Source organism: Brevundimonas sp. FV1ye28, from assembly GCF_058681135.1.
This window is the reverse complement of sequence record NZ_CM178731.1, coordinates 2328946-2341519: the sequence shown is the minus strand read 5'-3', so window position 1 is coordinate 2341519 and position 12574 is coordinate 2328946. Positions and strand designations below refer to the sequence as shown.

Here is a 12574-nt window from a genome sequence, read left to right as displayed (position 1 = left end):
ATGACCGACACCCCCGAGACCGCGCACAAGAAGCCGCCGACCTGGATCCGTCAGGTCGTCGATTTCGGCGCCCTGGCCGCCTTCGCGGCGACCTTCATCTTCTTCCGCCTGCGTGGCCTGCCGGGCGACGAGGCCCTGGTCCACGCGACCTGGGGGCTGGTGGCCGGTTCGGTCGTCGCAGTCGTTGTCGGTCTGATGGTCGAGAAGCGTCTGGCCTTGATGCCTCTGCTGGTCGGCGGCTTCGCCCTGGTGTTCGGCGTCCTGACCATCGTCTTCAACGACGACCTGTTCGTGAAGCTGAAGGTGACGGTGCTGAACGCCTCGCTCTGCATCGCACTGCTCGGCGGTCTCTACCTCAAGAAACAGCCGCTGAAGGCTCTGCTCGGCACGGTCATCCCGGTGAACGACGACGCCTGGCGGAAGCTGACGTTCCGCTACGGCCTGTATTTCGGCGCCGTCGCCATCGTCAACGAACTGGTGCGGTCCGAGGCCCTGGTCGGCTGGGCCGCGACGCGAATGGGGTATGCCCACGTCGATCCCGCCGACGTCTGGGTCAGCTTCCGCGGCGTGCTCTGGATCGCCTCCTCGGTCTTCGGTCTGTCGCAGGTGCCGCTGATCATGAAGAACCTGGTCTCGGACGACGCCGTGGATGCGTCAGCCCCGGCTCGTCCGGACACGGCGCCCTAACCTTCGCGGCTGACATACCACTGTCGCTAAACCGTAAGGCTTGGCTGATAATCCTCCGCATACGGCAAGGGGATTCTAGTAATGGTCAAGTCCGGCAAACAGGCGCGACGGTCCGGCACGCTCGCCGAATCTCCCAGCCATCTGATGCATCGCGCCCTGCAGCTGGCGCTCGACATCTATTCCGAAGAGGCCGGCGAGGGTGGTCCGACCCAGCGTCAGTTCGCCGTCATGGAGGCCGTGTCCGTCAAGGAAGGCCTGACCCAGACCGAACTGGTCCGCGCCACCGGCATCGACCGCTCGACCCTGGCCGACCTCGTCGCCCGCATGACCACTAAGGGGCTGCTGTCGCGAGAACGCTCGACGCTCGACGCCCGCGCCAAGGCCGTGCGTCTGTCGGCGGAGGGCCAGGCCCTGCTGGACGCCGCTCGGCCCAAGGTCGAGGCCGCCGACAAGCGGATCATGGGCCTGCTGCCCAAGGCCAAGCGCGACGGCTTCCTCGACATGCTGGCCGAGATCGCCGCCGCCGCCGACGCCGCCCCTGATGCCGAAAAGGCAGAGGCCAAGCAGCTTAAGAAGGCCGCCAAGGAGGCCCGCAAGGCCGAGAAGGCGCTGGAGAAAGCGTCAAAACCGAAGAAGGCCGCCAAGCCGCCCAAACCCAAGAAGGCCAAGGTCGCCGAACCGGCCATCTAGGTTGGATCGCCGGTCGCCCCAGCCGGGCTCAGCTTCCAGCGAATCTTGGTCTCGGCGTCGGTTCGGGCCGAACCCCGCACCACGACCTGCAGCGATCGCCGCGTCAGGCCCTCGTCGATGTGCACGGACGGTTCGATGGCCACGTCCGGACCATCGGTCCTGAACCACCATCCCCGCCCGGAATGTCCGCGCAGAAGGATCGAGCGGCGATCGCGCGCCAATGAGGCCTGCACCCCCGGCTCCAGATGGAAGCGTACCGCATAGGGGGCGGCGATGACGCGGACGACGTCGCGGTGGGTCGACGACGGATGCAGCCGCTCCTCGGCCCGCAGTTCGTCCAGACGCTGGTCCAGATAGAGGCGGCGCTGGTGCATCAGGCCGAAGGGCTGGGCCCAGGCGTCGTGCTCGACCTCCAGCCAGACCGCCCCGTCGCCGTCGCGGCGTTCGGACGTCACATGATAGGGCCGGCCGAACAGGCGCGGCCCCAGAAGCTCGCCCTTCCAGCCGCCCAGGGGTTCGGCGAAGGACTGTTCCCCCAGGGTCAGGGTCGAATGGCCGGGCGTGAGGCGCAGTCCCTGCCGGTCGGCCGCGCGGGGCGTCCAGCCGCAGCCGGTGACGATCCGGTCCTTGCCGCAGACGATTTCCAACGCCAGGGGCTGGGCGCAGGCCGCCTCGGACCAGGCGCCCTTGCCGGGCGACCCGGCGTCGGTGACGATGGTCAACAAGGGCGAGCGGATGCGGTTCAGTCCGCCGACGGTCCCGACCGCCCCGGCCGTCGCCTCGGCATGTTCGTCGTGGGCCCGTGCCGCCGCGACCCGCGCCGGGGTCGACGGCCCGCCGCCCTGGAATCCCGCCAGCCGTCCGTCGGGCAGGACCTGTAGTCTCAGGGCCGTGGTCAGGCGGATGATCGCCCCGCCCATGGCTTCGGGCGCCGGCTCCGACAGTTGCGACAGGGCGTCGTCGAGCGTCAGCAGGTCGAGCAACAGCTCCATCCCGGCTTCGGGAGAGCGCGACGCATGGCCTCCGTCACCGGCCACGGTGACCCTCAGCGCGCCCGGCAGACGCCCCAGCGCCGTCTTTCGGATGCTCGATCCCGCGGGACCCGCCAGCACGCATCCGGCCACGGCCGCGGCGACCAGCCGCTCGGCCTTGCCCGCCAGACCGCCGGGCGGACGCAACAGCTGACGCGCCTGACGCCCCAGCGTATCGGCCAGCTTCAGACGATCGACCTCGGACGCCACCGCGCCCATCTTCTTGGCGGCGCAGGCCAGATTGTAGGTCCGCCGCGCCAGGATCTGCGGCTCCCAGGCGAAGGGCGACCAGCGCGAAAACGCATCGGCCCAGGCCAGGGTCAGCCGCAGCGCCTCGCGCGCGCCCCGCTCGCCCTGAAGCATGAGGCCGGGCATCCAGACGAAGGCGTGCAGGTCGACGGCGAAGGCCTTCGACGGGCTCGGACGGTTCCACGGATCGGCCGGCACCTCGGCCTCCATGTTGGATCCGGCCAGGGGGAAACGCCCGCCCAGAACGGCCTTGCCGAGATTGATGTCGGCGGGGCGGAAATCGCGCGGCGTCGCGGCGAAGGCGACGGCCTTGCCGAGGCCCAGGGTCGCGCCATAGCCGGGCAGGCCATAGAGCTCGATCCACATCTGGCGCGTCAGAACCCGTCCGGCGATGGCGGGCCACAGGGCCGGGCCGGTCGTTACGCCGCTGGAGCGGACCGGCGTCCGCACCGGTGCGCCTCGCAAGCCCGGAATCGAGCCCTCGCCCACGCTCGGCGTCGACGGGTTGCGGTCCGCGAAGGGCCCGATCGGGCTCATTTATGCGCTCTTGATGGCGGCGATATTGGCCGCATATGCGTCCGGCCCGCCCTTGAAGACGGCGGTTCCGGCCACCAGAGCGTCGGCGCCGGCGGCGACGCAGGACCCGGCGTTCAGGGCCGTCACCCCGCCGTCGATCTGCAGATGCGCCTTGGACCCCGCAGCATCCAGGATGGCGCGGGTCTTTTCGATCTTCTTCAGGGTCGAGGGAATGAAGGACTGGCCGCCGAAGCCCGGGTTGACCGACATCAACAGCACCAGATCCACCAGATCGACCACCTCCTCCAGCACCGACAGGGGCGTGCCGGGGTTCAGCACGACGCCGGCCTTGGCGCCCAGCTGGCGGATCCGGCCGAGCGTCCGGTGCAGGTGCGGTCCGCTCTCGGGATGGACGGTCAGGATGTCGGCGCCCGCCTCGCGATAGGCCTCCAGCCACGGATCGACCGGCGCGACCATCAGATGCACGTCGAACGGCAGCGAGGTATGGGGCCGCAGCGCCTTCACCACGTCCGGGCCGATGGTGATGTTCGGCACGAAATGGCCGTCCATCACATCGACATGGATCCAGTCGGCGCCGGCGGTTTCCAGCGCCCTGATCTCCTCGCCCAGTTTGGCGAAGTCCGAGGCCAGGATGGAAGGGCAGATCAGGGGCGTGTTCGGCATGAGCCGGGGATAAGGCGGGATGACGTTATGGGCAAGGCGCGAGGGCCAAAACCCCCCGCCCGGATTTCACGACAGCTCCGAGACCTTTCCGGTCACCAGGACCCGAGGTCCGGCAAACTCCGATGCCGATCAGGCTCTAGCCTATTTCGCCGTGCCGTTGCGCTCATTGGCCAGCCGGGTCGCCAGCAGACCGCGTGACCGCTCGACATAGGTCCGACACGCGCCCGGCCGGGCGTCGTATCGCCCAGCGCCCGCATTATCCGGGTGGGGTGAGATCAGCACGTCGCACGCCAGTCCGTCCATGAGCCTGTAGGTCGCCGCGAACCCCTCGAGGATCGGGGCGCTCGACGGTGCGGTGAAGCGATAGCCGTCGGCGGAGACGGGGTTGAAGCTCGACGCGAAGACGATGGCCTTGCAGGTCCCGCCCTCGCACGCCTGCCAGGTCCAGCTCATACTGCCCAGCGTATGTCCTGGGGTGGCGCGGGCCGTGATCGCCGTATCTCCAAGCTGAATCACCTCGCCGTCCGCCACGACCCGGACATGCGCCACGGCGGGCCAGACACCGCCGTAGGCCAGCTGGGGATCGTCCTCCAGCATTGCCCCCGCCCGCAATCCGTCGGCGCCGCGCGCGCTCGCCACCACGGTCGCCCCCGTGTCGCGGGCCAGGGCTGCGAGGCCGCCGCTGTGATCATAGTGGGGTTCGGTGCTTAGAATAAATTTGATGTCTGTAGGGTCGAACCCCAGGCGCCGGACATTGGCCAGGATCATCGGCGCCCCCTGAGGCAGGGCCCCGTCGATCAGCACCAGGCCCGCGCCCGTGTCGATCAGGCCGACGCTCAGGCCGCCGAACCCGACCAGATAGGTGTTCCCGAAGATCTTCTCGGGCGCGACGGGCGCGAGCCACCGTTCGGCGCGCTCTGTCGCCATCGGTCGCGTCAGCGGATCGTCCGCGCTCTGCGTGGTTCCGGCCCCCGCATCCGCGACGGCGTGTTCATGGGCGTCCTGCGGATTGCACGTCGGCAGGGCGCTCGCCGCCAACCAGGCTGCAACCGTCATCAGTTTGATCATCGTGTTTCCCTTCGTAGCCCAAGGAATGACGAGCGACCGCCTCGGCGACAAAGCATGATTTCTCGACAGAGCCATGAGAATATTTGAGGGTAGGGGATGGACCGCGCCCAGCTCCCGCTCAATGCCCTGCGCGCCTTTGAGGCGTCGGCGCGCCATCTCAACTTCACCCGCGCGGCGATCGAGCTCTGCGTCAGCCAGGGGGCCGTCAGCCATCACGTCGCCCAGCTCGAACGCCGTCTGGACACCCGCCTATTCCACCGGCTTCCGCGCGGCATCGCCCTGACCGACGAGGGTCAGGCCCTGGTTCCCGTCCTCGCCGAGATGTTCGACCGCATCGCCGCGACGCTCGACCAGTATGGCGAAGGCCGTTTCCGCGAACAGTTGAAGGTCGGCGTCGTCGGCACCTTCGCGACGGGTTGGCTGCTGCCGCGCCTGGACGCCTTCGCCCGCGCCCATCCGTCGATCGACCTGCGCATCTCGACCAATAACAACCGCGTCGATCTGGTCGCCGAGGCGCTCGATTTCGCGATCCGCTTCGGCGACGGCGCCTGGCACGGTGCCCATGCCGAGCCGCTGTTCGCCGCGCCCATGACGCCGGTCTGCGCCCCGGCCATCGCCGCAAGGCTCAAATCCCCCGCCGACCTCGTCCACGAACGGCTATTGCGTTCCTACCGGCCGGATGAGTGGGCCCTGTGGTTCGACGCCGCAGGAGTGGCCGCGCCGATCCTGCGCGGACCGATCTTCGACAGTTCGGCCCTGATGGCGTCCGCCGCCGCCGCCGGTCTCGGCGTGGCGCTCGCGCCGCCCGCCATGTTCACCCGCGAGCTGGCGGCGGAACTGCTGGTCCAGCCCTTCGCGGTCGAGGTCGATGTCGGCCGCTACTGGCTCACCCGCCTGATCTCGCGTCCTGAAACCTCCGCCATGCGACGCTTTCAGGGCTGGCTGATGGAAGAGATGGGTAACGCCCCGATCAATCCTTCGTCGGACTGACCGCGTTCGCGTCGCCATAGGTCAAGGCCAGGAAGACGTCTTCCAGGTCCGGGTCCTCGGTGGTGATGTCCGAGATGGTGATCCCCGCCGCGCGCACGGCCGCCAGCACCTGTTCGACCGACGATTGGCCTTTCTTGTAGGTGATGGCGAAGGCACCGTTGGCCCGCGCCACCACGTCGAACCCGGCCACCGTCGGCACGCCGTCCAGCGGATGCTCGGGCGTCACCACAACGTTCCTGGTATCCAGCCGGCGCAACAGCTGCGGCGTCGGCTCGCAGGCCACGACCTCGCCCCGGTTCATGATGGCGATGGTGTCGCAGAGCTCCTGCGCCTCCTCCAGATAGTGGGTGGTCAGAAGGATGGTCACGCCCTCGGCGTTGATGCGGCGCACGTATTCCCACAGCTGGCGACGCAGCTCGACGTCCACCCCGGCCGTCGGTTCGTCAAGGATCAGGATCGGCGGATTGTGAACGAGCGCCTTGGCCACCATCAGTCGCCGCTTCATCCCGCCCGACAGGGCCCGCACGTAGGCGTTGGCCTTGTCCGACAGGCCCAGCGCGGCCAGCAGCTCGTCCGAGCGCCGCTCGTCCTTCGGCACGCCATAGAAGCCGGCCTGCACCTCCAGCGCCTCGCGCGGAGTGAAGAAGACGTCGGCCACGATCTCCTGCGGCACGACGCCCAGGGCGGCGCGCGCATCACGCGGCCGTTCGTCGATGTCGCGACCCCAGATGGCGGCGGTCCCGCCGGTCTTGTTGACGATCCCCGCCAGGATGTTGATCAACGTCGACTTGCCGGCCCCGTTCGGACCCAGCAGGCCGAACATCGACCCACGCGGAATGATCAGATCGACCCCGCGCAGAGCCGTCTTCGGCGGCGACTTCTTGGAGCCTGCGTAGGTCTTTTCCAGCCCGCGCACCTCGATGGCGTTGACGGGCAGGGCTTCGGTATTGGTCATTCGGGGCTTTCGGCGTGACGCTTCGCCGTCTAACTAGGCGTCGCACCCTCTCGCGCCAAGACCACGGACCGATCAATGCCGCCGCGCCACCCCGATCAACTCGTCCTCCCGCCCGAGGAAATCACGGTCGCCACCAAGCGCGTGGCCTGCGACGGCGGCGGCGTCCTGGGCCATCCGCTGGTCTATCTCGACATGGGCGGCGAAAACTTCGTCGAGTGCGGCTACTGCGACCGCCGCTTCGTCCTCTCGGCCCACCATCATGCCGAGAGCGACTACCTCGACCCGGCGGCTAGGCCGCCCGAGACGCATTGAGGCTCAGGCGGCCTGTCCGGCGGCCCAGCCCGACGACCAGGCCCACTGGAAATTATACCCGCCGAGCCAGCCGGTGATGTCGACGACCTCGCCGATGAAATAGAGGCCGGGCACGGATTTCGTCTCCATCGTCGTCTGATCCAGCTGGTCCGTCGCCACCCCGCCCAGGGTCACCTCGGCCGTCCGATACCCCTCTGATCCCACCGGCTTGACGGTCCAGGCGTTCACCGCCTGATCCAGCCGCGCCAGCACCTTGTCCCCGACCTCGGCCAGCTTGCCGTTGGCGTTCTCGCGTGCGGTCAGCACCTCGGCCAGCCGGCGCGGCACGATATGGCCCAGCGCCGTGTGCACCGCCTGTTTCCCGCCGTTCTCATTCTTCGCCGCCTTCAGCCGCGCCAGCACGTCGATGCCCGGCGCCATCTTGACCGTGATCCCCTCCCCCTCGCGCCAGTAGGAACTGATCTGCAGGATCGACGGGCCGCTCAGGCCCCGGTGCGTGAACAGCATCGCCTCCTCGAACTTCGTCTTGCCCGCCGAGACGACCGCATCCACCGCCACCCCCGCCAGCGGTGTCGTCTGTTCCAGCAGCCCCGCCTCGAACGTCAAGGGCACCAGCGCCGGCCGCGTCTCGGTGACCCTCAGCCCGAACTGGCGCGCGAGGTCATAGCCCCACCCCGTCGCCCCCATCTTGGGGATCGACTTGCCGCCCGTCGCCACGACCAGCGATGCGCAGCGCACCGCCGCGCCGTCCGACAGGATCAGGCCGAACCCGTCGCCCTCGCGCGCCACCGAGGCCACGCCGGTGTTGAGGCGCACGGTCACGCCCGCCTCCCGCATCGCCCCTGTCAGCATGGCCACGATCTGTTTGGCGCTGTCGTCGCAGAACAGCTGGCCCAGGGTCTTCTCGTGCCAGGCGATGCCCGCCCGGTCCACGCGCCCCACGAAGTCCTTGACGGTGAACCGACCCAGCGCCGAGGCGGCGAAGCGAGGGTTCTCGCCCAGGAAATTGGCGACCGTCGTCCCGGTGTTGGTGAAATTGCACCGTCCCCCGCCGGAGATGCGGATCTTCTCGCCGGGCTTGGCGGCATGAGCGAGGACCAGCACGCGCCGTCCCCGACGCCCCGCTTCCGCCGCCGCCATCATCCCGGCCGCGCCCGCGCCGACGACGACGACATCGAATGCCTCGGTCCTAATGGGCTTCGTCCCAGTTCTTAGCGGCCTTGGCCTCGACCACCAGCGGCACGCTCAGCGCCACGGCCGGTTCGGCGGCGCCCTCCATCACCCGGCGGATAAGCGGGATCGCGGTCTCGACCAGGGCTTCCGGGCATTCGAAGACCAGTTCGTCGTGGACCTGGAGCAGCATCTTGACGTCCAACAGACCGGCCGCCTCCAGTGCGCCCGGCATGCGGATCATGGCGCGACGGATGATGTCGGCGGCGGCGCCCTGGATGGGGGCGTTGATGGCGGCGCGCTCGCCGAACTGACGCTCGGCTCCCGACTTGGAATGGATGGCCGGGATGTGAATGCGCCGCCCGAAGACGGTGGAGACGAAGCCCGCCTGGCGCACCTCGGCCTTGGTCGCGTCCATGTAGTCGCGGATGCCGGGGAAGCGCTCGAAATAGGTCTTGATGTAGGCCCCGGCCTCGGATTGGTCGATGCCCAGCTGGTTCGACAGGCCGAAGGCCGAGATGCCGTAGACGATGCCGAAGTTGATGGCCTTGGCGCGGCGGCGGGTTTCGGGGTCCATCTGGTCGACGGGGACGCCGAACATCTCGGACGCCGTGGCCGTGTGGATGTCGATCCCGGCCTTGAAGGCGCGTTTCAGCTCGGGAATGTCGCCGATGTGGGCCAGAAGCCGCAGCTCGATCTGGGAATAGTCGGCGCTGATCAGGACGTGGCCGTCGCGGGCGATGAAGGCCTGGCGGATCTGGCGGCCGGTCTCCGTGCGGATCGGTATGTTCTGCAGGTTCGGGTCGGAGGAGGCGAGGCGGCCGGTGGTGGCGGCGGCCAGCTGATAGCTGGTGTGGACGCGGTCGGTGGTCTCGTCCATGGCCGCGACCAGGGCGTCGGTATAGGTGCCCTTCAGCTTGGCCAGTTGGCGCCAGTCCAGGATGGCGCGGGGCAGGGGGTGGGTCTCGGCCAGGGTCTCCAGCGTGGCGGCGCCGGTCTCCCACTGGCCCGAGGCGGTCTTCTTGCCGCCGGTCAGGTTCATCTCGCCGAACAGGAGCTCGCCGATCTGTTTGGGGCTGGAGATGGTGAAGGGCCGGCCGGCGATCTCGTGGGCCTGGGCTTCCAGCTCGGCCATGCGCAGGCCGAACTCCGACGACAGACGACGAAGGCGGGCCGGATCGACGCGGATGCCCTCGCGCTCCATGTCGGCGAGGACGGCGGGCAGGGGGCGTTCCAGCGTCTCATAGACGGTCGCCAACCCTTCTGCCGCCAGTCGGGGCTTGAGGATGCGCCACAGACGCAGGGTCACGTCCGCGTCCTCGGCGGCGTAGCAGGTCGCCGGTTTCAGCTCGACGTGCTTGAACGATTTCTGCGCCTTGCCCGTGCCGGCCACCGATTTGAACGGGATCGGGTCGTGCCCGAGATGCAGGCGGCTGAGCTCGTCCATGCCGTGGCCATGCAGGCCGCCTTCGAGCACATAGGAGATCAGCAAGGTGTCGTCGGTCGGAGCGACGCGGATGCCCCGCCGCGCCATGACCGCCTGATCGTACTTGCCGTTCTGGACGACCTTCAGGACCGACGGGTCTTCGAGCAGGACCTTGAGCCGGGCCAGCACGGTCGGCTTGTCCAGCTGGGTCAGGGGTTCGCGCGTCTCGACCGCGTCGCCGAAGTCCAGCCCGCCGCCGCCCGCGACCGGCTCGTGCTCGTGGGTCAGTGGGATATAGCAGGCATCGTTCGGCCCGATGGCCAGCGAGACGCCGCACAGTCCCGCATGGGTCGCCGACAGGGCGTCGGTCTCGGTGTCGAAACCGACCACCCCGGCCTCCCGGACCCTTTCGATATAGGCGTCGAGCTCTTCCAGCGTCTGGATGCAGCGATAGGCCTCGGTGTCGATCGTCTGTTTCTCGACGTCCTCGGAGATGGCCTGGGGCGCATAGCGGGGGCTGATGACCGGCGCGGTCAGGGGCGCGGGCCGGGCGGGGGCGAAGGCGGACCCGTCGTGCCCCTCCAGCTTGCCGTCGCCGACCCGGCGCAGCAGCGACCGGAACTCCATCGTCTCCAGGAAGTTCGCCAGCACCGCCGGATCGGGATCGCGCATCCTGAAGTCGTCGATTGCCTCGGGCGCCGGCGCGTCGCAGGTCAGCCGGACCAGCTGGCGGCTCAGCAGGATCTGGTCCTTGAAATTGATCAGGGTCTCGCGCCGCTTGGGCTGTTTGATCTCGCCTGCCCGCTCCAGCAGGGTGTCGAGATCGCCGTATTCGCCGAGCAGCTGGGCCGCCGTCTTGGGCCCGATCCCCGGCGCGCCGGGCACGTTGTCGACGCTGTCGCCGATCAGGGCCTGAAGGTCGATCATCTTGTCCGGCGTCACGCCGAACTTCTCCATCACCGCCTCCTCGGCCAGGCGACGGTCCTTCATCGGATCCCACATCACGACCGAGGGACCGATCAGCTGCATCAGGTCCTTGTCGGACGAGACGATGACGCATTCCCCGCCCGCGTCCCTGACCTTGCAGGCATAGGTGGCGATCAGGTCGTCGGCCTCGTAGCCGGGCAGCTCGACGCAGTGGACCCCGAACGCCGCCGTCGCCTCCCGCACCAGCGGAAACTGCGGGATCAGATCCTCGGGCGGCGCCGAACGGTTGGCCTTGTACTTGTCGTACAGGGTGTTGCGGAACGTCTTCTCCGAATGGTCGAAGATGGCGGCCAGGTGCGTCGGCCCGTCGGCGCCCTTCATGTCCTTCAAGAGCTTCCACAGCATGTTGCAGTAGCCCTGGACCGCCCCCACCGGCAGGCCGTCGGACTTGCGCGTCAGGGGCGGGAGGGCGTGATAAGCGCGGAAGATGTAGGCCGAGGCGTCGATCAGCCACAGCCGCACGGCGGGGCCGTCCTGGGTCAGGGGACGATCGGCTTCGGGGACTTCGGGCGCGGCGGTATCGGACATGGTGCGAACATAGGCGGGGCCGCCGCGCCCGTCACCGGTCGAAACGGCGGGAGCCTAGAACTCGCGCCAACTGTCGCCGGGGTCGCGCTCATTGGGGCGGGCCGATTGCTGACCCCAGGTCACCATCATCAGAAGCTTGTGGCTGCGGATCCGGTATTCGCCGACCATGGGGCTGACGGCGCCCAGGGGGGCGCCGGTGCGGGCGTCGTAGACGAAACCCGAGAACTCGGCGACGCCGACGCGGTCCCGGCGGCTGTAGAGGCTGAGCTCCGGCATGGAGACGACGTTGAAGTTCTCGTTGATCGGCACGGCCAGCGGCGGCAGGCCCACGACCCGCCGCATCTGCTCCAGGGACAGCGCCCCGGCCCGCAGCTCGAACACCGCGTCCGCCTGCGATTTCTCTTCGGCCAGGGCGTAGCCGGCCTCGGACAGGGCACCGCGCACGGCGGAGGTGGCATAGGCCGAGCCCTCACCCTGGAAGTATCGGCTCTCGACGAAGACGCGCGACCCGGGCGGGATCGGCAGGCGCAGGCCGTCGACGGCCCGATCGGCGGCGCGGGCCATCAGAAGCTGTTCGGTCGCGGTGCGGCCGGGATTGCTCTCCGATGTCGAGGCGCAGCCCGCCAGGGTCTGGGCAAGCGCCAGGGCGGCGACGCCGATCAGGGCCGGACGCACGTTTACCAGGTCCCGGTGTTGGGCATCGACAGCCAGGGTTCGGCCGGCTCCAGCGCCGGGCCTTCCTGCAGCAGTTCGATGGAGATGCCGTCCGGCGATTTCACGAAGGCCATGTTGCCGTCGCGGGGCGGGCGGTTGATGACCACGCCGCTATCCATCAGGTGCTGGCAGGTCGCGTAGATGTCGTCCACGCGATAGGCGAGGTGGCCGAAGTTGCGCCCGCCGGTATAGACCTCGGGATCCCAGTTGTAGGTCAGTTCGACCTCGGGCGACCGTTCGGCGGCCGAGCGGTCCTTGTCCTTGGGCGCGGCCAGGAAGACCAGGGTGAACCGGCCTTTCTCGTTCTCGAGGCGGCGCACTTCTTCCAGACCCAGCTGGGTCGTCCAGAAATGGAGCGAGGCGTCCAGGTCGGCGACCCGGACCATGGTGTGCAGATAGCGCATGAGAAACCTCAGGCAGCGAAAGGGAAGGCCTGCCTTCTAGTCGGGAATCGTCAGGTTCCAAAGGCATGAAAAGCCCACTAAGCGTGGCCGGAACACCGTTCACGCACAAATTGTCGCATTGAGCGGAGTCGTTGGTCAGGGGGACCGACGGGAATTCAGGGGA

At 68.6% G+C, this 12574-nt stretch carries 12 protein-coding genes; 4 read left to right on the top strand and 8 right to left on the bottom strand.

The genetic code is table 11. The features are described 5' to 3' along the window. Positions 1-687: an inner membrane-spanning protein YciB gene (locus ACW171_RS11420; protein ID WP_492093372.1), complete on the top strand. Its 687-nt coding sequence runs from the start codon at positions 1-3 to the stop codon at positions 685-687. An 81-nt stretch (positions 688-768) separates the two neighbouring features. Next, positions 769-1377 carry a MarR family winged helix-turn-helix transcriptional regulator gene (locus ACW171_RS11415; RefSeq protein WP_492093370.1) on the top strand — a complete coding sequence of 203 codons (609 nt, stop codon included), beginning with the start codon at positions 769-771 and terminating at the stop codon, positions 1375-1377. Here the strand turns inward: ACW171_RS11415 and ACW171_RS11410 are convergent. The 3 genes from ACW171_RS11410 to bla all read right to left on the bottom strand — a co-directional run bounded on the left by ACW171_RS11410 (position 1374) and on the right by bla (position 4925). Then, on the bottom strand, positions 1374-3194 hold the full coding sequence (locus ACW171_RS11410) for a heparinase II/III family protein (RefSeq protein ID WP_492093368.1): 1821 nt from the start codon (positions 3192-3194) through the stop codon (positions 1374-1376). The two genes, ACW171_RS11415 and ACW171_RS11410, sit on opposite strands and share 4 nt — an antisense overlap. Continuing rightward, positions 3195-3857: a ribulose-phosphate 3-epimerase gene (gene rpe, locus ACW171_RS11405; protein WP_492093366.1), complete on the bottom strand. Its 663-nt coding sequence runs from the start codon at positions 3855-3857 to the stop codon at positions 3195-3197. A 141-nt stretch (positions 3858-3998) separates the two neighbouring features. Continuing rightward, the gene (bla, locus tag ACW171_RS11400) at positions 3999-4925 is read right to left on the bottom strand and encodes a subclass B3 metallo-beta-lactamase (RefSeq protein WP_492093364.1); all 927 of its coding nucleotides are present in this window, start codon (positions 4923-4925) and stop codon (positions 3999-4001) included. 96 nt (positions 4926-5021) lie between these two features. Here bla and ACW171_RS11395 point away from each other — a divergent pair, with 96 nt between their 5' ends. Beyond that, complete coding sequence (locus ACW171_RS11395; RefSeq protein ID WP_492093362.1) at positions 5022-5915, top strand: LysR substrate-binding domain-containing protein; 894 nt, start codon at positions 5022-5024, stop codon at positions 5913-5915. On the opposite strand, the gene ACW171_RS11390 is transcribed toward ACW171_RS11395, so the two are convergent. Continuing rightward, positions 5896-6870 carry an ABC transporter ATP-binding protein gene (locus tag ACW171_RS11390; RefSeq protein ID WP_492093360.1) on the bottom strand — a complete coding sequence of 325 codons (975 nt, stop codon included), beginning with the start codon at positions 6868-6870 and terminating at the stop codon, positions 5896-5898. The two genes, ACW171_RS11395 and ACW171_RS11390, sit on opposite strands and share 20 nt — an antisense overlap. Positions 6871-6945: 75 nt before the next feature. On the opposite strand from ACW171_RS11390, the gene ACW171_RS11385 reads away from it, so the two are divergent. Further along, a complete protein-coding gene (locus tag ACW171_RS11385; protein ID WP_492093358.1) occupies positions 6946-7182 on the top strand; it encodes a zinc-finger domain-containing protein in 237 nt (78 codons plus the stop codon). A 3-nt stretch (positions 7183-7185) separates the two neighbouring features. Here ACW171_RS11385 and ACW171_RS11380 read toward each other — a convergent pair whose 3' ends face one another. From ACW171_RS11380 to ACW171_RS11365, 4 genes are read right to left on the bottom strand one after another with little or no spacing between them, the layout of a single operon-like run. Continuing rightward, the gene (locus ACW171_RS11380) at positions 7186-8376 is read right to left on the bottom strand and encodes a BaiN/RdsA family NAD(P)/FAD-dependent oxidoreductase (protein WP_492096624.1); all 1191 of its coding nucleotides are present in this window, start codon (positions 8374-8376) and stop codon (positions 7186-7188) included. Further along, complete coding sequence (gene polA / locus ACW171_RS11375) at positions 8372-11293, bottom strand: DNA polymerase I (protein WP_492093356.1); 2922 nt, start codon at positions 11291-11293, stop codon at positions 8372-8374. Before polA ends, ACW171_RS11380 begins: the two co-directional genes overlap by 5 nt. Positions 11294-11347: 54 nt before the next feature. Continuing rightward, positions 11348-11968 (bottom strand): DUF6655 family protein, encoded by a 621-nt coding sequence (locus ACW171_RS11370; protein ID WP_492093354.1) that lies wholly within the window; start codon positions 11966-11968, stop codon positions 11348-11350. A 2-nt stretch (positions 11969-11970) separates the two neighbouring features. Then, entirely contained in the window at positions 11971-12411 is a 441-nt protein-coding gene (locus tag ACW171_RS11365; RefSeq protein WP_492093352.1) for a VOC family protein, read from the bottom strand. Positions 12412-12574 lie beyond the last annotated feature (163 nt).

What these genes read in the sequence shown, in the direction of transcription:
- ACW171_RS11420 (WP_492093372.1), top strand. Translation starts at nt 1, where the DNA reads ATGACCGACACCCCCGAGACCGCGCACAAGAAGCCGCCGACCTGGATC.
- ACW171_RS11415 (WP_492093370.1), top strand. Translation starts at nt 769, where the DNA reads ATGGTCAAGTCCGGCAAACAGGCGCGACGGTCCGGCACGCTCGCCGAA.
- ACW171_RS11410 (WP_492093368.1), bottom strand. Translation starts at nt 3,194, where the DNA reads ATGAGCCCGATCGGGCCCTTCGCGGACCGCAACCCGTCGACGCCGAGC.
- rpe (WP_492093366.1), bottom strand. Translation starts at nt 3,857, where the DNA reads ATGCCGAACACGCCCCTGATCTGCCCTTCCATCCTGGCCTCGGACTTC.
- bla (WP_492093364.1), bottom strand. Translation starts at nt 4,925, where the DNA reads ATGATCAAACTGATGACGGTTGCAGCCTGGTTGGCGGCGAGCGCCCTG.
- ACW171_RS11395 (WP_492093362.1), top strand. Translation starts at nt 5,022, where the DNA reads ATGGACCGCGCCCAGCTCCCGCTCAATGCCCTGCGCGCCTTTGAGGCG.
- ACW171_RS11390 (WP_492093360.1), bottom strand. Translation starts at nt 6,870, where the DNA reads ATGACCAATACCGAAGCCCTGCCCGTCAACGCCATCGAGGTGCGCGGG.
- ACW171_RS11385 (WP_492093358.1), top strand. Translation starts at nt 6,946, where the DNA reads ATGCCGCCGCGCCACCCCGATCAACTCGTCCTCCCGCCCGAGGAAATC.
- polA (WP_492093356.1), bottom strand. Translation starts at nt 11,293, where the DNA reads ATGTCCGATACCGCCGCGCCCGAAGTCCCCGAAGCCGATCGTCCCCTG.
- ACW171_RS11365 (WP_492093352.1), bottom strand. Translation starts at nt 12,411, where the DNA reads ATGCGCTATCTGCACACCATGGTCCGGGTCGCCGACCTGGACGCCTCG.